The sequence below is a fragment of the Streptomyces sp. NPDC058401 genome (assembly GCF_042722885.1).
Lineage (GTDB): Bacteria > Actinomycetota > Actinomycetes > Streptomycetales > Streptomycetaceae > Streptomyces.
Genome location: NZ_JBHXKA010000076.1, coordinates 15293 through 38395 on the forward strand (window position 1 = coordinate 15293; position 23103 = coordinate 38395).

At 71.0% G+C, this 23103-nt stretch carries 22 protein-coding genes; 9 read left to right on the forward strand and 13 right to left on the reverse strand.

The genetic code is table 11. The features are described from left to right. Positions 1-154: 154 nt before the first annotated feature. From ACFWNV_RS25410 to ACFWNV_RS25430, 5 genes are all read right to left on the reverse strand, one after another. Positions 155-1651 carry an aldehyde dehydrogenase family protein gene (locus ACFWNV_RS25410; protein ID WP_383951288.1) on the reverse strand — a complete coding sequence of 499 codons (1497 nt, stop codon included), beginning with the start codon at positions 1649-1651 and terminating at the stop codon, positions 155-157. After that, positions 1648-3387: an amidohydrolase family protein gene (locus tag ACFWNV_RS25415; protein ID WP_383951290.1), complete on the reverse strand. Its 1740-nt coding sequence runs from the start codon at positions 3385-3387 to the stop codon at positions 1648-1650. Before ACFWNV_RS25415 ends, ACFWNV_RS25410 begins: the two co-directional genes overlap by 4 nt. A gap of 305 nt (positions 3388-3692) precedes the next feature. After that, a complete protein-coding gene (locus ACFWNV_RS25420) occupies positions 3693-4814 on the reverse strand; it encodes an LLM class flavin-dependent oxidoreductase (RefSeq protein WP_383951292.1) in 1122 nt (373 codons plus the stop codon). A 127-nt stretch (positions 4815-4941) separates the two neighbouring features. After that, on the reverse strand, positions 4942-5727 hold the full coding sequence (locus ACFWNV_RS25425; RefSeq protein ID WP_383951295.1) for an SDR family NAD(P)-dependent oxidoreductase: 786 nt from the start codon (positions 5725-5727) through the stop codon (positions 4942-4944). 21 nt (positions 5728-5748) lie between these two features. After that, on the reverse strand, positions 5749-6696 hold the full coding sequence (locus tag ACFWNV_RS25430) for an LLM class F420-dependent oxidoreductase (protein WP_383951298.1): 948 nt from the start codon (positions 6694-6696) through the stop codon (positions 5749-5751). A 221-nt stretch (positions 6697-6917) separates the two neighbouring features. Between ACFWNV_RS25430 and ACFWNV_RS25435 the strand changes: the two genes are divergently transcribed. Continuing rightward, positions 6918-7595 (forward strand): hypothetical protein, encoded by a 678-nt coding sequence (locus ACFWNV_RS25435; protein WP_383951300.1) that lies wholly within the window; start codon positions 6918-6920, stop codon positions 7593-7595. A gap of 85 nt (positions 7596-7680) precedes the next feature. On the opposite strand, the gene ACFWNV_RS25440 is transcribed toward ACFWNV_RS25435, so the two are convergent. The 3 genes from ACFWNV_RS25440 to ACFWNV_RS25450 are packed head-to-tail and all read right to left on the reverse strand — an operon-like array spanning position 7681 to position 10520. Next, entirely contained in the window at positions 7681-8562 is an 882-nt protein-coding gene (locus tag ACFWNV_RS25440) for a hypothetical protein (protein ID WP_383951303.1), read from the reverse strand. Positions 8563-8604: 42 nt separating this feature from the next. Next, positions 8605-9849 carry a sensor histidine kinase gene (locus ACFWNV_RS25445; RefSeq protein ID WP_383951305.1) on the reverse strand — a complete coding sequence of 415 codons (1245 nt, stop codon included), beginning with the start codon at positions 9847-9849 and terminating at the stop codon, positions 8605-8607. 5 nt (positions 9850-9854) lie between these two features. After that, on the reverse strand, positions 9855-10520 hold the full coding sequence (locus ACFWNV_RS25450; protein ID WP_383951308.1) for a response regulator transcription factor: 666 nt from the start codon (positions 10518-10520) through the stop codon (positions 9855-9857). A 90-nt stretch (positions 10521-10610) separates the two neighbouring features. Here ACFWNV_RS25450 and ACFWNV_RS25455 point away from each other — a divergent pair, with 90 nt between their 5' ends. The 7 genes from ACFWNV_RS25455 to ACFWNV_RS25485 all read left to right on the forward strand — a co-directional run bounded on the left by ACFWNV_RS25455 (position 10611) and on the right by ACFWNV_RS25485 (position 17245). Further along, positions 10611-11129, forward strand: a complete 519-nt coding sequence (locus ACFWNV_RS25455) for a hypothetical protein (protein WP_383951311.1) — start codon at positions 10611-10613, stop codon at positions 11127-11129. Further along, a complete protein-coding gene (locus tag ACFWNV_RS25460; protein ID WP_383951314.1) occupies positions 11126-12334 on the forward strand; it encodes a peptidoglycan-binding protein in 1209 nt (402 codons plus the stop codon). The genes ACFWNV_RS25455 and ACFWNV_RS25460 overlap by 4 nt, the downstream gene beginning before the upstream one ends. After that, a complete protein-coding gene (locus ACFWNV_RS25465; RefSeq protein ID WP_383951317.1) occupies positions 12331-13095 on the forward strand; it encodes an ABC transporter ATP-binding protein in 765 nt (254 codons plus the stop codon). Before ACFWNV_RS25460 ends, ACFWNV_RS25465 begins: the two co-directional genes overlap by 4 nt. After that, complete coding sequence (locus tag ACFWNV_RS25470) at positions 13095-14354, forward strand: ABC transporter permease (protein ID WP_383951347.1); 1260 nt, start codon at positions 13095-13097, stop codon at positions 14352-14354. The genes ACFWNV_RS25465 and ACFWNV_RS25470 overlap by 1 nt, the downstream gene beginning before the upstream one ends. Before the next feature lie 590 nt (positions 14355-14944). After that, positions 14945-15490 carry a hypothetical protein gene (locus ACFWNV_RS25475; RefSeq protein ID WP_383951320.1) on the forward strand — a complete coding sequence of 182 codons (546 nt, stop codon included), beginning with the start codon at positions 14945-14947 and terminating at the stop codon, positions 15488-15490. A gap of 55 nt (positions 15491-15545) precedes the next feature. Next, on the forward strand, positions 15546-16067 hold the full coding sequence (locus ACFWNV_RS25480; protein WP_383951322.1) for a hypothetical protein: 522 nt from the start codon (positions 15546-15548) through the stop codon (positions 16065-16067). Then, positions 16067-17245, forward strand: a complete 1179-nt coding sequence (locus tag ACFWNV_RS25485) for an MAB_1171c family putative transporter (RefSeq protein ID WP_383951325.1) — start codon at positions 16067-16069, stop codon at positions 17243-17245. The genes ACFWNV_RS25480 and ACFWNV_RS25485 overlap by 1 nt, the downstream gene beginning before the upstream one ends. A 37-nt stretch (positions 17246-17282) precedes the next feature. On the opposite strand, the gene ACFWNV_RS25490 is transcribed toward ACFWNV_RS25485, so the two are convergent. The 5 genes from ACFWNV_RS25490 to ACFWNV_RS25510 all read right to left on the reverse strand — a co-directional run bounded on the left by ACFWNV_RS25490 (position 17283) and on the right by ACFWNV_RS25510 (position 21498). Next, positions 17283-18452 carry a hypothetical protein gene (locus ACFWNV_RS25490; RefSeq protein WP_383951327.1) on the reverse strand — a complete coding sequence of 390 codons (1170 nt, stop codon included), beginning with the start codon at positions 18450-18452 and terminating at the stop codon, positions 17283-17285. A gap of 117 nt (positions 18453-18569) precedes the next feature. After that, positions 18570-20063, reverse strand: coding sequence for a hypothetical protein (locus ACFWNV_RS25495; RefSeq protein ID WP_383951330.1), 1494 nt, complete (start codon positions 20061-20063; stop codon positions 18570-18572). A 53-nt stretch (positions 20064-20116) separates the two neighbouring features. Further along, positions 20117-20944, reverse strand: a complete 828-nt coding sequence (locus ACFWNV_RS25500; RefSeq protein WP_383951332.1) for a hypothetical protein — start codon at positions 20942-20944, stop codon at positions 20117-20119. A gap of 96 nt (positions 20945-21040) precedes the next feature. Next, positions 21041-21310, reverse strand: coding sequence for a hypothetical protein (locus ACFWNV_RS25505; RefSeq protein WP_383951335.1), 270 nt, complete (start codon positions 21308-21310; stop codon positions 21041-21043). A gap of 5 nt (positions 21311-21315) precedes the next feature. Then, the gene (locus tag ACFWNV_RS25510) at positions 21316-21498 is read right to left on the reverse strand and encodes a hypothetical protein (RefSeq protein ID WP_383951338.1); all 183 of its coding nucleotides are present in this window, start codon (positions 21496-21498) and stop codon (positions 21316-21318) included. 304 nt (positions 21499-21802) lie between these two features. Here ACFWNV_RS25510 and ACFWNV_RS25515 point away from each other — a divergent pair, with 304 nt between their 5' ends. Then, positions 21803-22738 (forward strand): LuxR C-terminal-related transcriptional regulator, encoded by a 936-nt coding sequence (locus ACFWNV_RS25515; RefSeq protein ID WP_383951341.1) that lies wholly within the window; start codon positions 21803-21805, stop codon positions 22736-22738. Positions 22739-23103: the final 365 nt, after the last annotated feature.

A 23103-nucleotide genomic window follows, 5' to 3' on the forward strand; every position in this document is an offset into this window, starting at 1 on the left:
ACCTGGAGTCCGGCCTGGTGAAGGGCTGCGTCCTCACCGACTCCTACGTGGACAACTAGACCGCCCCTTCCGGATCTTGCCGGGCCCGCGGCGCCCGGCGCCGCGGGCCGGACCGGGCGGGGCGTCCGCCGCCCGGTCCTCCCGCGTCAGTGCCTCAACCCGCCCAGACGATCGACTGCATCTCGCTGTACGCGTGCAGTGCGTACGAGCCCACGTCCCGGCCGACCCCCGAGCGCTTGAAGCCGCCGAAGGGCGCCTCCATGTTGCGCCCGATGGTGTTCACACCGACCCCGCCCGCCCGCAGCCGCCGCCCCACCCGGAAGGCGCGCGCCGCGTCCGCGGACCACACGTAGCTGATCAGGCCGAAATCGCTGTCGTTGGCCAGCGCCACCGCTTCTTCCTCGTCCCCGTCGAAGGGGACGACCACGACCACCGGCCCGAAGATCTCCTCCCGGACCACCCGCATGTCGTTCGTGCAGTCGACGAGCAGGGTCGGAGCCACGTAGAAGCCCTTCCCCTCTGTACCCACCACCGGGCGCTCGCCGCCGAAGGCGATCCGGGCGCCCTCCTTCTTCCCCAGCTCGACGTACGACTCCACGCGGTCCCGGTGCGCCGCCGAGATGACCGGGCCCACCACGGTGCCGCGCACCGACGGGTCCCCGACCTTCATGAAGGCCAGGTAGCCCTGCAGCTTCTCCACCAGCTGCTCGTACACCGAGCGGTGGACGATCACCCGGGTCGGAGCCGTGCAGATCTGCCCGGAGTAGAAGGAGAAGGTGGTGCCGATCCCCATCACCGCCGCGTCCAGGTCGGCGTCCGCGAGGACGATCGCCGCGCCCTTGCCGCCCAGCTCCATCAGCTGCCGCTTCATCGTGCGGCCGCAGACCTCGGCGATGCGCTGCCCGACGCCCGTGGAGCCGGTGAAGGACACCATGTCCACGTCCGGGGAGTCCACGGCCGCCTCGCCGACCTCCACCGAGGTGCCGGAGACCACGTTCACCACGCCCGCCGGGACCCCGGCCTCGTGCAGCGCCTCGGCCATCCGGAACACCGACAGCGGATCCTGCGGGGCCGGCTTGACCACCACGGTGTTGCCCATGGCCAGCGCCGGGGCCACCTTGCCCGCCGGATTGGCCCACGGGTTGTTGTAGGAGGTGATGCAGGTGACGACCCCGACCGGCTGGCGCACCTCCAGCGCGCCGAGGATGCTCGCGGCGCCCATCGGTCCCGCGTCGGTGACCTGCGGCGGCAGCCCGCGCTCGACCGGTTCCAGCGCGCCCTTCGCGTACCGGCGGAAGCGGGCCACGCCCACCCCGACCTGCATGCCGCGCGCGATCCCGGTGGGGGCGCCCGTCTCGGCCTGGGCCAGCGCCGCCCAGGGCTCGTACGCGCGCTGGATGATGTCCGCGGCCCGGTCCAGGATCGCGGCCCGCTCCTCCGGCCTCGTCCGGGACCAGCCCTCGAAGGCCGCCGCGGCGGCGCGCGCCGCGTCCTCGACCTGTGCGCGCGAGGCCTCGGGGGCCAGGCCGACGACGGATTCGTCCGCCGGGTTGACCACCTCGTAGTGCCCGCCCGCCGGCTCGACCCACTCGCCGCCGATGTAGAGCTTCTGCGGAGCGTCCTGAGCGTGCGGAGCGTCCTGAGCGGTCACCTGGTGCTCACCGTCCTCGTGTCACGGCCCGAACGGAGCACGATCCCGGGGATCGCCCCCGTGATCTCGTCGTCGCGGATGGTCTCCACGCCGTTGACGCGTACGGACACCATGCCGATCGCCCGCGCGTCCAGCCGCGGGCTGTCCCCCGGCAGGTCGTGCACGAGCGTCGCCGGTCCGGCCTCGATCCGCTCCGGGTCGAAGAGCACCAGGTCCGCGTGGAAGCCCTCGGTGATCCGGCCGCGCTCGCGCAGCCCGAAGAGCTGGGCCGGGTCGTCGGTGAGCATCCGTACCGCCTGCTCCAGCGGCACCAGCTTGCGGCCGCGCAGGCAGTCCCCGAGGAACCGGGTCGTGTACGGGGCCCCGCACATGCGGTCCAGGTGGGCGCCGGCGTCGGAGCCGCCGAGCATGACGTCCTCGTGCTGCCAGGTCTCGGCGCGCAGCGCCCAGCTCGCCGGGTCATTGTCGGTCGGCATGGGCCAGAGCACCGTACGCAGGTCGTCGTTGGCGCAGATCTCCACCAGGCAGTGGAAGGCGTCCTGGCCGCGCTCGGCCGCGATGTCGTTGACCACGCGGCCCGACAGGCCCGCGTTCGCCTCGCTGTAGGTGTCGCCGATGACGTAGCGGCCGAAGTTGGCCAGCCGCCGGAAGACCCCGGCCTCCTTGGAGGCGGCGCGGACCAGCATCTCGGCGCGCACGTCGGCGTCGCGCAGCTTCGCGATGCGTTCGGGGACGGGCAGGCCCAGGATGTCGCCCCAGCCGGGGATGAGGTTGAGGGCGCAGAAGGTGCCCAGCGACATGTTCATGGGGGTCAGGATCGGCATCGTCAGCGCGACGATGCGGCCGCCGGCCTTGCGGGCGCGCTCGCTGGGGATCAGCTGGCGCGGCACGCGCTCGGGTACGGAGGCGTCGATGGTCAGCACGTTCCAGTTCAGGGGCCGGCCGGCCGCCGCGCTCATCTCGACGAAGAGGTCGATCTCCTCGTCGGCGAACTGGTCGAGGCAGCCCGCGACGATCGCTTCGAGCTGGGTGCCCTCGTGCTCGGAGACCGCCCGGGAGAGCGCGAGCAGCTCCTCGGGCCTGGCGTGCCGGGAGGCGACGGGGGCTCCGGAGCCGTCGGAGTGGGTGGAGGACTGGGTGGTCGACAGGCCCCAGGCGCCGGCGTTCATGGCGTCGTGGAACAGGTCGAGCATCTGCTGCATCTGCTCTTCGCTCGGCTGCCCGCCGACGGCGTCCTCGCCCATGACGTGCCGGCGCAGCGCGCAGTGGCCGACCATGAAACCGGCGTTGACGGCGATGCGGCCGTCGAGCGCGCCGAGGTACTCGCCGAAGGTGGACCAGGTCCAGTCGACGCCCTCTTCGAGCGCGGCCAGGGCCATGCCCTCGACCTTGCTCATCATGCGGCGGGTGTAGTCGGCGTCTTCCGGGCGGGCCGGGTTGAGCGGGGCCAGGGTGAATCCGCAGTTGCCGCCCGCGACGGTGGTCACTCCGTGGTTCATGGAGGGGGTCGCGTACGGGTCCCAGAAGAGCTGGGCGTCGTAGTGCGTGTGGGGGTCGATGAACCCGGGGGTCAGGACGAGGCCCGTCGCGTCCTCGGTGGTGGTGGCCTCTTCGGTCACGGTGCCGGGCTCGGCGATGACGGCGATGCGGCCGTCGCGTATCCCTACGTCGGCCACGCGGGCCGGGGCGCCGGTTCCGTCCACGACGGTGGCGCCCTTGATCAGGTGGTCGAGCATGACGTCCTCTCTGCCGGTGTTCGCGTTGCGCGCCGTCTCCTGGGGCTCCGCCCCGGACCCCGCTCCTCAAACGCCGGAGGGGCTGGATTTGGCCGGCGTTCGAGGAGCAGGGGTCCGGGGGCTGGTCCCCGGCAGCGGTGCCGCACGTGCGCGGGCGTTGCCCGGGGCCTGGGCCGCCGGGGCGGCCGCAGGCAGGGGCCCCGGACGGAGTCCGCCGGGCCGGCCGCGGCCTCGGCATGGCTCCGGCCGGGGCCGGTTCCGGGACGGCGGTCCGGGAAGACGCCGCCCCGAGTTCCCCCGCCGGGTCAGACGGCGTCGCGGAAGCGCGTGGTGCGGTGCACCGGGTCGGTGTCGATGTGCGGGATGACGTGCTCGCCGATGAGCTTGATGGTGGTCATCGTGTCCTCGGGCGAGACACCGGTCGGCAGGCCGAAGGAGAGCTGGTCGGCGCCGGCCTCCTCCCAGCGCTTGCACTGGGCGCGGACCTCGGAGGGGTCGCCGCAGATGAGCAGTTCCTCCTCGATGAGGAGCTCGACGATCTCCGCGTTGTACTCGGGGAGGATCTCGGGCCACTCGGGGATGATCTCGGGCCGCGGGAAGGTGTCGTGGTAGCGGAAGACCAGCGACTGGAAGCGGTTCATGTTGGCGTTGACGGCGATCTCGACGGCCTTGTCGTGGGTCTCGGCGCAGATCGCGGTCGAGGTGACCATGACGTTGTCGTTGACGAAGGCGCCGATGGCCTTCGCCTCCTGGATGGCCGTCTTGTACTGGTCCAGCACCCAGGCCATGTCGGAGACCTTCTGGACGCTGAAGCCGAGGACGCCGAGGCCCTTCTTGGCCGCCATGGCGTACGAGGCCGGGGAGCCGGCGGCGTACCACATGGCCGGGTGGCCCTTGCCGTACGGCTTGGGGAAGATCTTGCGCGGCGGGAGCGACCAGTGCTTGCCCTGGAACCCCTCGTACTCCTCCTGGAGGAACATCTTGGGGAACTCGGCGATGGTCTCCTCCCAGATCTCCTTGGTCCCGTCCATGCTCTCGATGCCGGGGAGGAAGCCGAGGATCTCGTGGCTGCCGGCGCCGCGGCCGGTGCCGAACTCGAAGCGCCCCTTGGAGAGGTGGTCGAGCATGGCGACCTTCTCGGCCACCTTGACCGGGTGGTTGACCGGGGCGAGCGGGTTGAAGATGCCCGAGCCGAGGTGGATGCGCTCGGTGGCGTGAGCGAGGTACCCGAGGAACACCTCGTTCGCCGAAAGGTGCGAGTACTCCTCCAGGAAGTGGTGCTCGGAGGCCCAGGCGTACTTGAACCCGGACTTGTCCGCCTGGATGACGTACTCGGTCTCCTCGATCAGCGCCTTGTGCTCTGCCTCGGGGTCGACCTTGGACCGTGCCTCAGGCACGTATCCCTGCACAAAGAGCCCGAATTCCAAGGGGATTCACCGTCCTTCTGTTTCTGACGTTGCGTCAGATTCGATGTCACGACTGTTCCATCGCGAGGGCGTGAGCGTCAATACCTGACGCTCCATCAGATACGGTCGGAAGGGACCGCGGGGCGAGCTAGCCGATGCTGACGCCCGCCATCCAGCCCCCGTCGATCACGAAGGGCTGGCCGGTGATGTACGAGGAGTCCTCGCTGGTCAGGAACAGCGCCAGCTTGGCTATCTCCTCGGGCTGCCCCACCCGGCCCATCGGCACCACGCGCGCGTAGAGCTCCGCCATGGCGTCCCGGGCCTCCTGCGGGAGGTCCGCCGGATTCGTGTTCCCGGGGGTGGCCATCGCGGTGTCCACGGCCCCCGGGCACATCGCGTTGACCCGGATGTTCTTCGCGGCGAGCTCCAGCGCGGCCACCCGGGTCAGGCCCAGGATCGCCGCCTTGGTCGCCGCGTACGTGCCCACGTACGCCATGCCCGTCAGGCCCGTGTACGAGGAGGTGTTGACGATCGTGCCGCCGCCGGCCGCCTCGATCTCGGGGGCCACCGACTTGATGCCGAGGAACGCCCCGACCTGGTTGACCTGGACCACGTGCTGGAACTCCTCCAGCGGGGTCGCGGTCAGCTCGTTGAAGCGCAGGATGCCCGCATTGTTGACCAGGCCGTTCACCGGGCCGAAGGCCTCCTTCGCCGCCGCGATGGCGGTCGCCCAGTCCTCCTCCCGGCTCACGTCCATCCGTACGTACCGGGCCCGGTCCTCGCCGATCTCCTTCGCGACCGCCGCGCCCTGCTCGTCCAGCACGTCACCCAGGAGCACCTTGGCCCCCTCCGCGGCGAAGAGCCGGGCCTCCTGCTCGCCCTGGCCGCGCGCGGCACCCGTGATGATGACGACGCGTCCGTCCAGCTTGCCCATGCCGTACCCCTACCTAGGTCGCTAGTCGTTGAGGAGAGGGCCCACTTCGGACCCGAAAGCGGTGATCTGGTCGATGAGTTCGGCCCGGTCGCGGTTGCGGAAGCGGACCTGGATCTGGTCGATGCCGATCGCCTTGTACGCGCGCAGCGACTCGGCGAGCGCCTCCGCCTTCCCGGTGAGGGTCCGCCGGCCGGTGTCCCAGCCGGGCTCGCCGATGTACAGCGGTGCGGTGATCGCGCCGAACTCCACGGGGCCGGTGACCCCGGCCTCGGCGCGGAGCTCCTTGATCCGGGCGATCTGCGCCGGGAGCTTGTCGAGCGGGTCGCCCTGCGGCAGCCAGCCGTCGCCGCGCACGGCGGCCCGGCGGACGGCGGCGGGCGAGGAGCCGCCCACCCAGACGGGGATCCGGGACTGGACGGGGCGGGGCAGCTGCCCGAGGTCCTTGAAGGAGAACAGCTCGCCCTCGAACTCCGGGTACTCCTCGGGGCCGAGGGCGGCGCGCAGCGCGTCGAGGGTCTCGTCGAGGACGGCGCCGCGGCGCGCGAAGTCCACGCCGAGCACCTCGAACTCCTCCTTCACGTGCCCGGCGCCGACACCGAGGATCAGCCGGCCGCCGGAGAGGTGGTCGACGGTGGCGTACTGCTTGGCGCTGAGCAGCGGATGGCGCAGGCCGAGGATCGCGACGTGGCTGAGCAGCCGCACGTTCTCGGTGATCCCGGCCAGGAAGGAGAGGGTGGCGATCGGGTCGTACCAGATGGTGCTCATGGGGCCCGCCATGTGCCGCGGGATGGCCACGTGGTCGCAGGTGGCGACGTAGCCGAAGCCGGCCCGGTCGGCCGCCCGGGCGACCGCCGCGAGGTCGGCCGCGCCGGCCGTCGCCTCCCAGGGCTCGGCGTAGATGGTGCTCTGCGACTGGATCGGGAGCTGCATCCCGTAGACCAGCCGACCTTCCGGAAACACGCGCGCCATGGGCCGTACCCGCCTCGTCCTCGACTGCCGATTCGTCATACCGGTGCGGGGGCCATCGTCGTAGCTGACGGGTCGTCAGGCAAGGGGTAGGCGCGAAGACGGCGACCCGGTCCGGACCCCGGGTGACAATGGCGGCATCCGCGGCGCACAGGAGGGTGTCAGGCGCCGGGTGCGGAGGTCCCCAGTGCGGGCCTCCGGACGGTACGAATGGTGGGGAACGCGTGAAAGAGCTTTTGGCCCTGGTCGGTGGGCTTGCATGGACGGTCGTGTACGTCGAGGCGATACGGGTGGGACTGCGGGACAAGACGTACGCGATACCCGTCGGGGTCCTCGCGCTGAACTTCGCGTGGGAGGCGATCTACGCCGTCGTGGGCTTCAGCGGAGCCGCTGACACGACCCAGGTCGTCATCAACGCGCTGTGGGCCGTCGCCGATGTCGTCATCATCTACACCTACCTGCGCTGGGGCCGGTCCGAGCTGCCCGGCTTCGTCACCCAGCCGCTGTTCCTCGTCTGGAGCGCGGTCCTCTTCGCGAGCGCCTTCGTCGTGCAGCTCCTGTTCATCGCCCAGTTCGGCTCGCAGGACGGCAGCCACTACTCGGCGTTCCTGCAGAACCTGCTGATGTCCGGACTCTTCATCGCCCTGTACGTGAGCCGCGGCGGCCCGCAGGGCCAGTCCCTCACCATCGCGATCGCCAAGTGGATCGGCACGCTCTCGGCGGCCTTCCTCTTCGGCGTCCTGGAGCACTCCCCGCTCGTGCTCGGCCTGGGCGTGCTGTGCTCGGTGTTCGACCTCGCGTACATCGCGCTGCTGATCAAGAACCCGGCGGGCGGGGTGCGCGGTGGCGCACGTCCGGCGGCGGACGGGTCGGCGAAGGAAGCTGTGACCGCCACCGGCTGAGGCCGGAGCCCGGGGCGGGGTCGGGGTCCGGGTCCGTGTGCCCCGGGCCCCCGCCCGCGCCCGCCCGTGCCCGCGAGGCCCGGGGTCAGAAGCCCTGCGGGCCCATCACGATGACCGGCTTCGCCGCCGGGTCGAGGGTCTCCAGGACCTTCTGCATCGCGGCCTTGGGGATGCCCACGCAGCCCTGCGAGGGGCCGTCGTGGTCCACGTGGAGCCAGATGTTGCCGCCCTTCTCCTCGCCCTCGGGCTTCGTCGGGTCGAGCGGACTCACACCCGGCTTGCGGTTGAAGTCGATGGCGACGACATAGTCGAAGGAGCCGCGCAGCGACTCCCCGTTGACCCCGAGGCCGGTCGCCACGAAGGAGCCGTCCTGGTCGTACGGGAACTTCGTGCCCGGCGGCTTCGCCAGCAGCCCGCCCGCGTCGGTCAGCGCGAACACGCCCTCCGGGGAGGTCAGGTCCCCGTACGTACGCTCCGTGGACCAGCCCTTGGCCCCGTTGCGCGCGGGCCAGCTGTCGCTCTTCGCCCAGTCGGCGCCGGCCGCCGGGCGGGTGTAGAAGGCGGCGGTGGACTCCGAGGAGTCCCTCGCCCTGCCCGTGACCAGGATGAGCTGGCGGGCATCCGCGGGGATCTTCGCCCGGGTCTGCTCGCTGACCTCGGGCAGGCCCTGGAGCGGGTCGCGTTCGGCCGCCCGCGCGGCCCGCTGCTCGGCCGGCGGCCGGGCGTCGGCGGCGGTGCGTGCCGCGGCGTTGGCCGGCGGGTCGTGGGCCAGGTACACCCAGCCCGCGCCGAAGCCGAGCAGCCCCAGGGCGGCCGCGAAGGCCAGCGGGCGCGAGCCGCGGGAACCCCGGGGTGCGCCGTCGGCGCGCCGCCTGCCACCGACGCCGGAGCGCCGGGTCGGGCGGGACGTACCGGGCGTACGGGGCGGACGGGGCGCGCGGGAGCCGGCTCGGGCGTGCTTGCTCATTGACCCGACCGTACACAGCCGATCTTCATTTTTGTTGACCGGTCAAGCGCCCGGCGTTTCCCCGGCGGGTGGCGCGCCGGGCACACCGGCCGGGAACCAGACCCGGACCATCAACCCGCCGCCCGGCGCCGGGTTGGCGCGCGCCGTCAGTTCCGCGCCGTGCGCCCGCGCGATCGAGGCGACGATCGAAAGCCCCAACCCGGCGCCCTCGCCCGCCGTATGCCGCCGTTCCGCCCGCCGCCGGAAGGGCTCCAGCAGCCGCGGCACGTCCGCCGGATCGATCACCGGACCGGTGTTGGAGACCGTCAGCACCCCCTCCTGGGACACCGTCACCTCCAGGCGGCCGCCCGCGCGGTTGTGACGTACGGCATTGGCCAGCAGGTTCCGTACGAGGTGCCCGAGGAGGGTCCCGTCGCCCGCGACGGTCAGCGGCGCGAGGTCCCGTACGACGAGCAGGTCCTGAGGGACCGTCGCCCCGACGGCCGCCAGCTCCGCCTCCACGACCCCCGACAGGTCCACCGGCTCCTTCGTGTCCAGACCCTCCTCCGAGACGGCGAGCAGGAGCAGCGACTCCACGAGGTGCTGACTGGAATCCGCGACCTCGATCAGCTTCGAGCGGATCCTGGCCACCTTCTGCGGCGGCGGGTCCCCCGCCAGCCCGATCTCGGCGGCCGCCCGCTGGACGGCGAGCGGGGTGCGCAGCTCGTGGGCGGCGTTCGCGGCGAACCGGCGCTGCGCCCCGACGAGGTCCTCCATCCGGTCGAGCATCCCGTCGAAGGTGTCCGCGAGCCGCTTGAGTTCGCCGGGCGGGGCCCGGAGGCCGATCCGCTCGTGGAGGTTGGCGCCGGACAGCCGCCGGGCCGTCTCGGTGATCACGCCGACGGGGCGCAGGACGCGGCCGGCCATCCACCAGGCGAGCCAGATGGACAGGACGGCGAAGACGGCGAGGGCGACGAGGGAGACGACGAGCAGCTCGTGGAGGGTGGCCTGCTCGACGGCGGCGGTCAGGTTGCGGGTGGCCTGCCACTGTTCGAGCTGTTCGGGGGTGGGGGTGGCGCCGGAGCCGAGGCTCTCGGCGGGGACCGGCAGCCGCCGGCCCGGGACCGAGGGCGGCGGCGGGGTGCCCTGGACGGCCGGGACGTAGGTGGTGGTGGTGACGGCTCCGCTGATGCGGCTGTAGAGGCCGTTGCGGAGCAGGACGTTGATCAGCGCGATGAGGCCGCCGCCCGCGAGGAGCAGCAGGGACCCGTAGAGGACGGTGAGACGGGCGCGCTCGGATTGGAGCACTGCTCTCATCGTGGATCACCGATCCGGTATCCGGCACCCGGGACCGTCTCGATCAGCGGCGGCTCCCCCAGCTTCGCGCGCAGCTTGCTCAGGGTCACCCGTACCGCGTTGGTGCTGTACGAGGTGTCCTCCTCCCACACCTGCTCGATCAGGTCGTCGTTGCTGAGGACCGCGCCCTCGGCACGCAGCAGCGACTCCAGGACGGCGAACTCCTTCCGGGAGAGCGCCAGCCTGTGCCCCTCGCGGGTGGCGGTGCGCCGCGCGACGTCCACGGCCACCCCCGCCCGCTCCAGCACCGGCGGCAGCGCCGGCTGGGCGCGCCGCCCCAGCGCCAGGACCCGGGCGAGCAGCTCGTCGTAGGCGAAGGGCTTGGTGAGGTAGTCGTCGGCGCCGAGGCCGAGGCCCTCCACCCGGTCCCGTACGGTCCCGGAGGCCGTCAGCATCAGGACACGGGTCAGCAGGCGCTCGCGCACCACCTGGCGGCAGACCTCGTCGCCGTGCAGGCCGGGCAGGTCCCGGTCGAGGATCAGGACGTCGTACGCGCCCAGGCGCAGGCGGCTCAGGGCCTCCAGGCCGTCGGCCGCCTCGTCCACGGCCAGGGCGTCGCCGCGCAGCCCCTCGGCGATCATCTCCCGCAGGAACTCCTCGTCCTCCACCACCAGAACTCGCATGGCGTCCTCTTTACCGGAGTGGCGCATTTCGCCGTTGTAAGCACGAGCCGTTAGAGAAGCGAAACCCGCTGTTCGCGCAGTCTCGGGCCCATGAAGCGATCCACGACCATGACCACGGCCGCGCTCCTCACCGGCCTCACCCTCTTCGTCACCGCGTGCACGGGCGGCGCCGGCGGCTCGGACGGAAAGAAGGACGAGAACAAGGACTCCTCGAACTCGAGCGCCACGGGCGGCAGCGGCAGCGGTGGTGGCGCGGACGCCGACAACGCCCTCAAGATGCGCAAGTGCCTGCGCGACAACGGCGTCGACGCCCCCGACCCGAAGCCCGGCGAGGACCCCCGAGGTATGACGCTGGGCGCGGGCGCGGACCAGGAGGTCGTGAAGAAGGCCATGGAGAAGTGCGGGATGAGTGGTCCCGGCTCCGGCGGCGAGATGTCGCAGGCGGACAAGGACAAGGCCCTCAAGCAGGCCAAGTGCATGCGGGACAACGGCTTCGACATGCCGGACCCGGAGTTCAACGGAAACGCCCGGACCGGGTTCTCGATACCCGAGGGCGCCGACAAGGACGCCTTCATGGCCCAGCTCAACAAGTGCAGCGAGGACAAGTGAGCAAGGGCAGGAAGTGGGTCCTGGGCTCACTGGCCGTGGTGCTCGCCGTCACGGGCGGCGGGTACGCGGTGGTCGCCCAGGGCGACTCGGGCGGCGGCAACGCGAAGCAGGACCGCACGGACGGGCTGCCGGGGGCCACGGAGCCGGTCAAGCGCGGCGACCTGAGCTCCGGGTTCAAGGTCGACGGGACGCTCGGCTTCACGAAGGAGCGCAAGCTCAACGCGGTGGGCGCGGACGCCGGCGGCGGGGCGGGCGGGGCTGCGGGGGCTGGTGGTGTGGGAGGTGCCGGTGGTGCGGCGGGTGCTGGTGGTGCGGGCTCAGGCGGTTCCGGTTCCGCGACCCTGACCTGGGTGGCGCCCGTCGGCTCGTCCGTCGAGCGTGACGGCAAGCTCTACGAGGTCAACGGCAAGCCGGTGCGTCTGATGTACGGCTCCACCCCCATGTACCGGTCCCTGAAGTCCGGGGACAAGGGCGAGGACGTCAAGCAGCTCAAGCAGAACCTCCAGGCACTGGGCTTCGGCACCGGCCTGGACACCACGGACGGCACCTTCACCGACGGCACGGCCACCGCGGTCAAACGCTGGCAGAAGTCCCACAAGGTGAAGGAGACCGGCGAGGTCGGCAAGGGCGACATCGCCTTCGCCTCCGGACCCCAGCGGATCCAGAAGAACGACATGGCCGTCGGCGACGAGGCCTCCGTCGGCAAGCCCGTCATGACCCTGACCGGCACCGAGCGGATGGTCCGCATGCAGCTCGATGTGGCCAAGGCGGGCAAGGTCAAGACCGGCGACCCGGTGACCGTGAGCCTGCCCGGCGGCGGCACCGCCCAGGGCAAGATCAGTTCGGTCGGCGCCACCGCCAACGGCGACGACCCGTCCTCGGGCGGCGGCGGGGGCGGGGGCGGCGGCGGTGACAAGAAGCCGAAGGTCGACGTCGAGGTCGTCCTCGACAACCCCGCCGAGGCCACGGGCCCCGACCAGTCCCCGGTCTCGGTGAGCCTCACGGGCGAGGTCCGCAAGGGGGTGCTCTCCGTACCGGTCAACTCGCTCCTCGCCCTCGCCGAAGGCGGCTTCGGGGTCCAGGTCGTCGAGGACGGCAAGGTCCGCGAGGTCAAGGTCGAGCTCGGCATGTTCGGCCAGGGCCGGGTGGAGGTGAAGGGGGAGGCCCTCAAGGAGGGCATGCTCGTAGGAGTCCCCGCGTCATGAACAAACACGCCCACGCCGTCGTCGAACTGGCCGGCGTCACCAAGGAGTACCCCGGCGGGGTTGCGGCCCTGCGCGGAGTCGACCTGACCGTCCTCAACGGCGAGCTCCTCGCCATCGTCGGGCCGTCGGGCTCCGGCAAGTCCACCCTCCTGCACATCGTCGGCACGCTGGACCGGCCGACCGCCGGGCGCGTCGCCATCGCCGGGTACGACATCGCGAGCCTCTCCGACCGCTCCCTGTCCGCCCTGCGCTCCCGGCACGTCGGCTTCGTGTTCCAGTCCTTCCACCTGGTACCGGGCATCAGCGCCCGCGCCAACGTCGCCGAGGGACTGCTCTACTCCGGCCTCTCCCGCACCGAGCGCGGCCGGCGGGCGGAACGCGCCCTGGAGCGCGTCGGCCTCGGCGACCGCATGGACCACCGGCCGCACGAACTGTCCGGCGGGCAGAAGCAGCGCGTGGCGATCGCCCGCGCGGTGGCGGGCGAACCGGACCTGCTGCTCGCCGACGAACCGACGGGCGCCCTGGACACCGCGTCCGGCGAGTCGGTGATGGAACTGCTGCACGAGCTCAACCAGGACGGGGCCACCATCGCCGTGATCACCCACGACAACGAGATCGCGGCGAGCCTGCCCCGCCAGGTCCGCATCCGGGACGGCGAGATCGTGGCCGATTTCTGGAACGCGGATGGGGTGGGGGGCCTGGGTCGGGTGGGGAACGCGGGCCCGCTGGGGAACCCCGGCACGCTGGGGGTGGGTGCGTGATGGGGTCCGGTACCCGTACGAAGTCCCGCTCGGCCGAGAAGACGGCGCGCGCCGCCGAGAAGAAGGCCCGCAAGTTGTCGCCTCCGCGGCTCGGGCCCCGGGACGTGTTCCACGTCGGATCGGCGGGGCTGCGCTCGCGGCCCATGCGCGTGTTCCTGTCCGCGCTCGGGATCGCCATCGGCATCGCGACGATGATCGCGGTCGTCGGCATCTCCTCGTCCAGCCAGGCCAAGCTGCTCCAGGAACTCGACAAGCTCGGCACGAACATGATGGTCGCGACACCCGCCCCGTCGATGTTCTCCGGACAGGACACCAAGCTGCCGAAGGACGCCCCCGGCATGATCGCCCGGATCGACGGGGTCGAATCGGTCGGTACGACGGGCGACGTGAAGGAGTCCGTCCGCCGTAGCGAGAACATCCCCAAGGAGGAGACCAGCGGCATCGCCCTCAAGGCGGCGCAGGGCGACCTCCTGAAGACCCTCCGGGCCCGGATGCAGAGCGGGAGCTGGCTCAACGACGCCACGGGCCGCTACCCGTCCGTGGTGCTCGGGCACGTCACCGCCGAGCGACTGGGCATCACGGGACCGGGCGGACAGGTGTTCATCGCCGGGCAGTACTTCACCGTCATCGGCATCCTGGATCCCATCCCGCTGGCCCCGGAGATCGAACGTTCGGCCCTCATCGGCTGGGACGCCGCGCAGAGCCTCCTGGGCTTCGACGGCCATCCCACGTCCGTCTACGAGCGCTCCGCCGACGACCGCGTCCAGGAGGTTCGCGGGCTCATCGCCAAGACGGCCAACCCCGAGAGCCCGGCCACGGTCGCGGTCACCGACCCCTCGGCGGCCCTCCAGGCGAAGGCCGCCACCGAGGGCGCCTTCAGCACCCTCCTCCTCGGCCTGGGCGGCATCGCCCTGCTGGTGGGCGGGGTCGGGGTGGCCAACACGATGATCATCTCGGTGCTGGAACGCCGCCACGAGATCGGCCTGCGCCGCTCCCTGGGCGCCACCAAGGGCCAGATCCGCATCCAGTTCGTCACGGAGTCCCTGCTCCTGTCGGGCCTCGGCGGCCTGGCCGGCATCGTGCTGGGCGGCGCAGCCACCGCCGTGTACGCCCGCGCCGGCGACCTCCCCTGGGTCGTCCCCCTCTGGGCCGTCACCGGCGGCTTCGCAGCAACCCTGGCCATCGGCACGGTGGCAGGCCTCTACCCGGCCGTCCGGGCAGCGAAGCTGTCCCCGACGTTGGCGTTGCAGGCGGGGTAGGGGGGTGGGGGGGCTGGGGTGGGGGGGTTGGGGTGGGGGGGTTGGGCTGCGGGTTGGTCCTTGGCTTCGACAAGGTCCGGGGGGAGCCCGGCAGTCCAGTGTCCTTTCGGTGCGGGTCGGTCCCTCAAGGGCGCTCCTTCGTCGCGTCGCTTCGCGATGGCCTTCGGCCACCCTTGACCGACCGACCCACCCCGAAATGCCACAAGACTTCCGGGATCCCCCCGGGGAACGGCCGGGAGGGAGAGTGGAGAGGAGCGGCCTCGTCTGAGATGCGCAGCCGTTCTCCGGCCGGAGGGCATCTGGACACGGCCCCGGCAGGACCGTGACCTCAGTCGGAATAGACGTGCGGGGCGGTCAGAGCATCCAGGGGCGGGCGTCTGGGCACCCTTCCCGTGACCGTCGAGTGGCGCCCCGAGTGAGGGGACGCTCTGCCGCCCCTCAGGGGCGGGGGGCGCGACAGATCGCTACGTGCTCCCGGGCGGATTGGCGGGTGCCGGGCGGCCGTGGCTGGTTCGGTTCGGTGGCGGGTCGGTGGCGTACCGGGGGGTGGTGGGCCGACGGTACGGTGGGGGTCTTGATGGGGGGCATGGGTGAACTCGGTGGAGCACGGCGTCGCCGGTGGTGCGGAGGGACCTGTGCGTTCGGCGGATCGTGCGCGGAGGATTGCTGAGCGGTTGGACCGGCTGATCGGCCGTGAGGCGGTCAAGGCGGGTGGGCGGGCGCCGACTTATCGGGAACTGACCGAGCGCATCAATCGGTTGGCCGGGCGTGACGTCATTTCGAAGGACACGATCCGCAACCTGCACCACGGCATCAACCAGAAGGGGCAGGTCCCCAACCCGACCGTGGACACGCTCGACTGGCTCGGCCGCGGCTTCGGGATCCGGGCCGGTGCGAGCTACTTCGTGGACGACTCGAAGGCCGCCGTGGTGGACGAACAGCTGGAGCGGCTGGAGAAGATCGGCGATCTGCGGCAGGCCTTGGGCAACTCCGAGGTGGTCAGCCTCGTCCAGCGGGCTTCGGGGCTGTCGGACGGCAGCCTTCACATGTTGGTCGCCCTTGCCGACAAGCTCAAACAGCTTGAGGACAGTGCCGGTAGGCATGAATCCGGGCGTGGTTCGACCCATGGCTCTTGAGTGCGACCAGTGGGTTTTGCTCCCCTTCCGCCTCGACAGAAACGTTCCTTCAGACATGCCGCTTCCCCGAGGTCTGCGCAAACGTTGTGAGGCCGTGCTCGCGGGCCTGGACCTGCCGAGCCCGTTCACCGTCGAAGGCTTCCGCGCCTCCCTCGAACAGCGGCGCGGCCGGCCCATCGTGATGGAGCCCTTGCCCGTGCTGGGCCGTGACGCACCCTGCGGCATGTGGATCGCGCTGCCGAGCATCGACGTCGTCTTCTACGAGCAGCACACCAGCCCCGCGCACCAGGACCTCATCAAGCTCCATGAGCTCGGCCATGTCCTGTGTGGCCATTCGGGCGTCCTGGAACTGTCCCACCTGGCTGCCCTGCTGCCCGATCTGACGCCGGAAGCCGTGGCCCAGGTGATGGGCGCGAACCGTACGAGCTACGACACCGCCGAGGAGCAGGAGGCGGAGATGATCGCGCTCCTGCTGGCCGACCGCTGCGGGTCCGCCGAACCGGTCGATCCCGCCTCCAGCCGGCTGGCCGAGAGCCTGTTGCACCCGGTCCGTACCCGCCGCTGGAGGAGGCGCTGATGCGTCCGCTGTTCGAATGGCTGATGCCCCTGCTCGCCTGGAGCGTGGTGATCTGGCGTGCGCCCTCCGCGTTCGCCACCCGGGCGAACCGTGCGCTGTGGGCCACCTTCCTCGCGGGTGCGCTCGGGCTCAGCACCCGCCCGCCCCGGATCGCGGACTTCCTGGAGTCGGTGACCGGGATCGGCGACGTGACCCTGCTCGTCAAGCACCTCGCCGGAGTCGCGGCCGCCTCCTTTCTCCTCGACTACGTCCACGCGATCCACAAGCGGCCCGGTCAGGAGCGCGCCGCGCGCCGGAGGCTGATCTTCACCGGTACCGCGATGGCCGTCCTGACGGCCCTCTTCGTGTTCGTCCTGCCGCACGACTACACCGGCGCGTACGGCATCGACGCCCACTACGGCCACCCCGGTGTGCAGCTCTACCTCGGCGTCTTCTACTCCGTGTACGCCGCATCCTCCGTACAGGCGACGGTCCTCTTCTGGTCGAACCGCCGCAACGTGGCCCCCGGCCTGCTCCGGGTCGGCGTCACCTGCCTGGCAGCCGCGACGGCCAACGGGGTCCTCTACACCCTCTACCGGATCTACTTCGTCCTGCGGGAGGGCGATTCCACGATCCTCGACGCCGACGGCAATCCCGTACCTCTGACGGACCCGATATGCGAGCTGCTGCCCGCCGTCAGCGTGATGCTGCTCGTCCTCGGCGTATCCATTCCGCCGACCCGCTCCCTGGTCCGCTACTTCCGTGACCAGTACGCGCTGTGGCGCCTGCACCCGCTGTGGGCGGACCTCGTGACGGCGGTGCCGCACGTGGTCCTGGGCACCCCCGCGACCAGCCGCTTCCGCGAGCTGTTCGCCTTCGGCGACCGTTCCCTCGACGTGGCCCACCGGGCCTTCGCCATCCGCGACGCCGCCCTCGCCCTGCGCGACGACACCCCCGCCGAGGAGTCCTCCGAGTCGCCCGACACGGACCGGGCCGCAACGGAAGCCCACTGGCTCCGGCTCTCCGTGCAACAGCGGGCCTCGGGCCTGCCGGCCCCCGCACTCCCCGCCACCCTCGACCGCACCACCGGGGGCCGCACCCCGCGCGAGGAGATCGCCTGGCTCCTCAAGGTCGCCGCCGCCTACGAGCCTGCGGGCACCGCCGGAACAGCCCGGTCGCCCCGACCGTCGATGCGGTAGGGGCGACCGGGCCGAGTGCCATGTGGTGGTGGTGCTGCTACTTGGTGGTGGAGGCGGTGATCGCGGTCGCACCGGCCCCGCCGCCCGGGACCTCCTGCCAGCCCGCACTCCACTGCCCGGTGGCGTAGTTCGCGTCCTTCGTGAAGACCTCGCCACCGGAGCCGACGGCGTACACGTGCATCGTTTTGTCCGTCACCGTGGTCGTCAGGGCCTTCAGGCCGGTGCCGCCCATGTCGGCCCAGACGCCCGTCCACTGGCCCGTGCCGTAGTCCGCGTCCGTGTTGTGCATCGTGCCGCCCGCACCGAGAACCTCCAGGTGGACCTGGTTGCCGGTCGCGGAGGCCGAGATCGCCGTCGCACCCTCGAAATCGCCCGGGACCTCCTGCCAGCCGGAACTCCACTGACCGGTGGTGTAGTTGGCGTCCTTCGTGTACACGCGGCCCGTCGAGCCCAGGGCGAAGACGTGCATGGTGTTGCCCGTCACCGCGCTCGTCAGAGCCTTCAGTGCACTGCCGCCCATGGCGGTCCACGTCCCGGTCCACTGACCGGTTGCGTAGTCGGCATCGGTGTTGTGCATCCCACCGTCCGCACCCACGATCTCCACGTGCACCCTCGACGCGGGCGTCGGCGCGGGGGGAGGGGTGGCGAGCGCGTTGAGGATCCGCTGTGCGTCGGCGGCCTCGGGCTGGTAGCGGGAGGGGTACGCGGAACGCTGGACCGCCTGGCAGACGACACCGATCTCCCGGCTCTGCCAGGAGTTGTTCGGATAGAGGTGCACCATCTCGTTGAGGAAGGCGTTGGTGGACCAAGCGGGGTTGAGCCGCTGCTCGAACGTCCCCCAGCTGTCCCGCTGCTGGAAGAGGCCCACGCTGTCGAGGTCCAGCCTGTTGGGGTTGTTCTCCAGCACGGACTCGACGATGGCCGTCGTGATCGCTATGACCGCGGCCCGGTCCGGTAGGCCTCGGGCGTGGGTGGCGTCGGCTATGGCCCGCGCGCAGGAGAGGCGGTAGGGGGTCATCGCGTTGCGCAGTTTGCCCGTGAGGACCTTGTTGAGGTTCGCGGCGGTCGTGCTGTCGCTGCCGGCAATGGTTCCGCAGGACCGGTTGGGGAGCAGTGCGTGCGCGGGGCCTGCGGCGACCAGCATCGGTGCCGCGAGGGCGCCGGTCATCACGGCTATGGAGAGGAGGCGTCGGGCGTGGTTCTTCATGAGGGAATCGACTTCCTGGGCGCAAGGACGGGGGCGGGGTGCCGGCCAAGGGGCTCGGCGCCGTGAGCGGGACGGGGGCATGACGTCCGGGCGTCATGCCCCTGTCCTGCCGGGGTGTTACTTGGTGGTGGAGGCGGTGATGGCGGTCGCACCGGCCCCGCCGCCCGGGACCTCCTGCCAACCCGCACTCCACTGCCCGGTGGCGTAGTTCGCGTCCTTCGTGAAGACCTGGCCCCCGGCCCCGACGGCGTAGACGTGCATGGTCTTGTCCGTCACCGCCGTCGTCAGCGCCTTCAGGCCGGTACCGCCCATGTCCGCCCAGACGCCCGTCCACTGGCCCGTTCCGTAATCCGCGTCCGTGTTGTGCATCGAGCCGTCCGCACCCACGACCTCCAGGTGGACCTGGTTGCCGATCCCGGAAGCCGAGATCGCCGTCGCACCCGCGAAGCCACCCGGAACGGACTGCCAACCCGACCACTGACCGGTCGCATAGTTCGCGTCCTTCGTGAAGACCTGACCCCCGGCCCCCACGGCGTAGACGTGCATCGTGCTGCCGGTCACCGTGGTCGTCAGGGCCTTCAGCTCGCTGCCACCCATGTCCGCCCAGACGCCGGTCCACTGGCCCGTTCCGTAGTCCGCGTCCGTGTTGTGCATCGTGCCGCCCGCACCGAGAACCTCCAGGTGGACCTGGTTACCGGTCGCGGAGGCCGAGATCGCCGTCGCACCCTCGAAATCACCGGGCACTTCCTGCCACCCAGAACTCCACTGGCCAGTGGTGTAGTTGGCGTCCTTCGTATACACGCGGCCCGTCGAGCCCAGGGCGAAGACGTGCATCGTGTTGCCGGTCACCGCGCTCGTCAGACCCTTCAGTGCGCTGCCGCCCATGGCGGTCCACGCCCCGGTCCACTGACCCGCCTCGTAATCGGCATCGGTGTTGTGCATCCCACCATCGGCACCCACGATCTCCACGTGCACCCGCGACGCGGGGGTCGGCACGGGCACGGTGTCCTCGGCGATGTTGTCGTAGCGGAGTGCCGAGTAGCTGCTCATGGGGTGGCTCGACAGGGTTGCCGCGTACAGGTTGCCGTTGGTGTTGTAGTTCGTCGGCCGTGAGCCGCCGCTCTCCTGGTAGTAGTTGAAGGTGCCCGCGGCCTTGTCGCGCCAGCCGGCGAACAGGACGACGTGATCGTTGCTGTTGAGGACGTCTCCGGGCTTCAGGTCCGTCTTGTTGATCTTCTCGGAGACGGCGGGCAGGGTCAGGGTGGTGCGGCTGGAGTTGAGCTGCCAGGCCATCGATACGAAGCCGGAGCAGTCCTGTCGGTAGCGGCCGCCGGTTTTACTGTCGGCCCACCAGCTGTACGGGGCTTCGAGGCCGTTCGTGCTGTAGGGGACCCGCTGGTCCACCCATACCTGGGCCCTGGATATCGCCTGGCTGCGGGTTACCTTGCCGCCGGGGGCGGCGTTGTTGCCCAGTGAGCCGGTGGAGGTGACCGGGGCGCCGTTGGCCTGGAGGCTGTCGGCCTGGGCGGGAAGGACGGACAGGACGAGCGAGGCCGCGACGGCCGCGGTGATGATGCTCGTGGTGCGGAAGGTCGAGATCTTGACGGACAACGTGACTCCTGAAGAAGAAAGTTGAGATCGGCCTTTCCCGACGCGAGGCGGGATCACTTCTGGGCGGCGAGCGCGCCGAGTACGGCGGCGTCGGTGCCGGTGTCGTGCGGCGGTGCGGGGCGCTCGGCCAGCTCGTCGAACTGGAAGAGCGTGAGGTGCTCGCCCTGGTGGACGGCGTAGAGGTGGTTGGTCTGTACGTCGCGGGCCGACATGCCGCCGTCTCCGGTCCAGTGCCGCGACCAGGCGGCGCCGTCCTCGGCGGTGGCAGTGGCGGTCACGACGGCGTCCTGCGGCACGCCCTCACGGGCCTGGAGCTCCCGAGACGTGCTCTGGCAGGTGTTCATGTCGGCGACGAGCCGGTCGTACGCACCCTTGGCGGACGCGGCGTCGGGGAAGGAGAACAGCTGCTGGCCGGCGGCGTTCCTGGCCGCACTCAGGTAGCCCTGCTGCTGCCAGAGCGTGGCGCCCGATACGGCCGCGCACTCGTTCAGCGTGATCTTCTGCCCGTGCAGCTCCTGGCTGTTCAGGGCCCCGTCGGGCTTCCAGCCGAGGGACTTTTCGACGGGCAGCTTCTCCAGTCCCTCCGGCTTGACGGCCACCGTGCGCGCCGTGCCCGGATCGCCCTTCCCCGGCTCCGCCTTTCCGACAGGCACCGGGGCCGGCTGCCCCTCCTCCGGCTTGGCGGACTCCTTGCCCGGCGGCGGAGCGCTCGTCGTGGGGACCGGGGCCGGCTGGGTCGCGGCCTGGGACACCGTGGCCGGGGCGGCGGCGGTGTCCGGGCCCGAGTCGGCGCCACAGCCGGCGGTGACCATGGCCGCAGCGCAGACGGCGAGGGCCACCGAGACGGCGCTGAAGGCGGGTCGGATCGGTCGTGCGGGCATGACGGCTCCGGGTGTGTGAAGAACGGGGGATGAACGAGAAAGGGGGCGGCGAGTTAAATCGCCAGCCCTCACGCGGCTTCGCCGTCGTGCAGGAAGTCAGCGCGGGCAGATGCCGAAACCGTGCCGGGCGACCGGCTGCTCGACGCGCTGGAACAGGCCGCGCATCCGTGCCATCGCCGAGGCCTCGGTCGGGGCGCTGACGAAGAGGTAGATGTCCAGTCCGTGGGCGGCAGTTCGGACCCGTACGTGCTCCAGACCATCGGACGGCCTGGCGTGCGCCCAGAGCAGATCCTGGATCAGCGGAACCGTGGTCGCGGGGACTGGGTCGGCCGCTGTTCGGGCCAGGTGCCCCAGAATCACCCGCACCCGGCTCAGTCCCAGCCGATGACCTGACGGTCCGCCGGAGCGGAATCCCAACCGATGACCTGGGCACCCACGCCTGCCGCCTGGACCGAATCCCAGCCGATGACACCCGGTCCGGCCGTGGCCACGGAGGCGACCGCGGCGGTGGCGGAGAGAAGAACGGTGAGGCCGGCGGCAGCGAGCAAGCGCATGGAGCGAGACATGGATTCCCCTGGATTCGTGGATCTCTGACGGAAGGAGCGCGCCGCACCGGCCGGCCTCTCGGGCCCTGGCCTTGGGTGGGATTCGCATCCCCCGGCCGGTGAACACCATCCTGCTGACCCGTCCGCCCCGCCGGAAGAGATCACGAATGGCATCAAGCAGTCAGGCACCATGAGGACACGCTGGCGATTACGATCGACCGGACGGGGTTGATCACCCACATCACGGCCGGGGGGCTGAACTGTGCTCGAAGCGTTGGGACTTGATACGCAACTGGAGACCGTTTACCGGGGGATGCTGACGCGGCCCACCGGCACCGTGGCCGAGCTCGCACAGCAGACGGGGCTCACCGAGTCCCAGGTGAGGGACTGCCTGGACCAGCTCATCGACCTCGGCCTGCTCACACCGTCCCGGGACACCATCGGCAGGCTGCGCCCCGTCAGCCCGGAAGCCGGCCTGGAACAACTGCTGCGCCGCCAGGAAGAGGACCTGATCCGCCGCCGGCACGCACTGGACCTGAGCAAGGCAGCCGCCGCCCGCGCGGTCGCCGAGTACGCGGGCCTCCGGCCCAACACGGAGACCGACGGCACCGAACGCCTCGTGGGACTCGACGCCATCCAGTCCCGACTGGAGGCACTCACCGAGGAGATGACCCTCGAATGCCTCGCCATCGCACCGGGAGGCGCCCAGTCCCAGGCAAGCCTGGACGCCTCCCGGATCCTCGACGAGAAGGCCCTGGCCGGCGGCATCGACATGCGCGTCATCTACCAGGACAGCGCAAGGAACGACCTGGCCACCTTCACCTACGCCCAGTGGACGACCGAAAACGGAGGCGAAGTACGCACGAGCCCACTCCTCCCACCCCGCCTCCTGGTCTTCGACCGCACCACCGCCATCGTCCCGATCGACCCGGCCAACTCCCGCTCAGGCGCACTGTGTACGACCGCACCCGGCATAGTGGCCTCGCTCGTCACCCTCTTCGAACAGACCTGGGACACGGCCGTCCCCCTCGGCGCAACCCGCGCACGAGCACCCCAGGACGGCATCACGCAGAACGAACGCGAACTCCTCAAACTGCTCGCCTCCGGCCTCACCGACGAGGCCGCCGGCAAACGCCTCGGAGTCTCCCTGCGCACCGTACGCCGCCAAATGTCCGCCCTGATGGAACGCCTGGACGCAACCAGCCGCTTCGAAGCCGGCCTCAAAGCCTCCCAACGCGGCTGGCTCTAACCTCCCCGACCACGGCCGGCCGGCACCCGCCAATCCAACCGGGAGCACGTAGCGATCTGTCGCGCCCCCCGCCCCTGAGAGGCGGCAGAACGCCCCCTCACTCGGGGCGCCACTCGACGGTCACGGGAAGGGTGCCCAGACGCCCGCCCCTGGACGCTCTGACCGCCCCGCACGTCTATTCCGACTGAGGTCACGGTCCTGCCGGGGCGGTGCAGGGATGCCCATCCAGCCGAGCAGGGCTACGCATGTGAAGCCGACCCGCTCCTCCCCCTCCTCCCTCCCGGCCGTTCCCCGGGGGGATCCCGGAAGTCTTGTGGCATTTCGGGGTGGGTCGGTCGGTCAAGGGTGGCCGAAGGCCATCGCGA

Excerpts from the sequence above, each read along its gene's own strand:
- ACFWNV_RS25500 (WP_383951332.1), bottom strand. The coding sequence starts at position 20,944 with ATGCCCGCACGACCGATCCGACCCGCCTTCAGCGCCGTCTCGGTGGCC.
- ACFWNV_RS25440 (WP_383951303.1), bottom strand. The coding sequence starts at position 8,562 with ATGAGCAAGCACGCCCGAGCCGGCTCCCGCGCGCCCCGTCCGCCCCGT.
- ACFWNV_RS25415 (WP_383951290.1), bottom strand. The coding sequence starts at position 3,387 with ATGCTCGACCACCTGATCAAGGGCGCCACCGTCGTGGACGGAACCGGC.
- ACFWNV_RS25425 (WP_383951295.1), bottom strand. The coding sequence starts at position 5,727 with ATGGGCAAGCTGGACGGACGCGTCGTCATCATCACGGGTGCCGCGCGC.
- ACFWNV_RS25515 (WP_383951341.1), top strand. The coding sequence starts at position 21,803 with ATGCTGACGCGGCCCACCGGCACCGTGGCCGAGCTCGCACAGCAGACG.
- ACFWNV_RS25455 (WP_383951311.1), top strand. The coding sequence starts at position 10,611 with ATGAAGCGATCCACGACCATGACCACGGCCGCGCTCCTCACCGGCCTC.
- ACFWNV_RS25510 (WP_383951338.1), bottom strand. The coding sequence starts at position 21,498 with ATGCGCTTGCTCGCTGCCGCCGGCCTCACCGTTCTTCTCTCCGCCACC.
- ACFWNV_RS25430 (WP_383951298.1), bottom strand. The coding sequence starts at position 6,696 with ATGGCGCGCGTGTTTCCGGAAGGTCGGCTGGTCTACGGGATGCAGCTC.
- ACFWNV_RS25465 (WP_383951317.1), top strand. The coding sequence starts at position 12,331 with ATGAACAAACACGCCCACGCCGTCGTCGAACTGGCCGGCGTCACCAAG.
- ACFWNV_RS25485 (WP_383951325.1), top strand. The coding sequence starts at position 16,067 with ATGCGTCCGCTGTTCGAATGGCTGATGCCCCTGCTCGCCTGGAGCGTG.
- ACFWNV_RS25490 (WP_383951327.1), bottom strand. The coding sequence starts at position 18,452 with ATGAAGAACCACGCCCGACGCCTCCTCTCCATAGCCGTGATGACCGGC.
- ACFWNV_RS25470 (WP_383951347.1), top strand. The coding sequence starts at position 13,095 with ATGGGGTCCGGTACCCGTACGAAGTCCCGCTCGGCCGAGAAGACGGCG.
- ACFWNV_RS25480 (WP_383951322.1), top strand. The coding sequence starts at position 15,546 with ATGCCGCTTCCCCGAGGTCTGCGCAAACGTTGTGAGGCCGTGCTCGCG.
- ACFWNV_RS25450 (WP_383951308.1), bottom strand. The coding sequence starts at position 10,520 with ATGCGAGTTCTGGTGGTGGAGGACGAGGAGTTCCTGCGGGAGATGATC.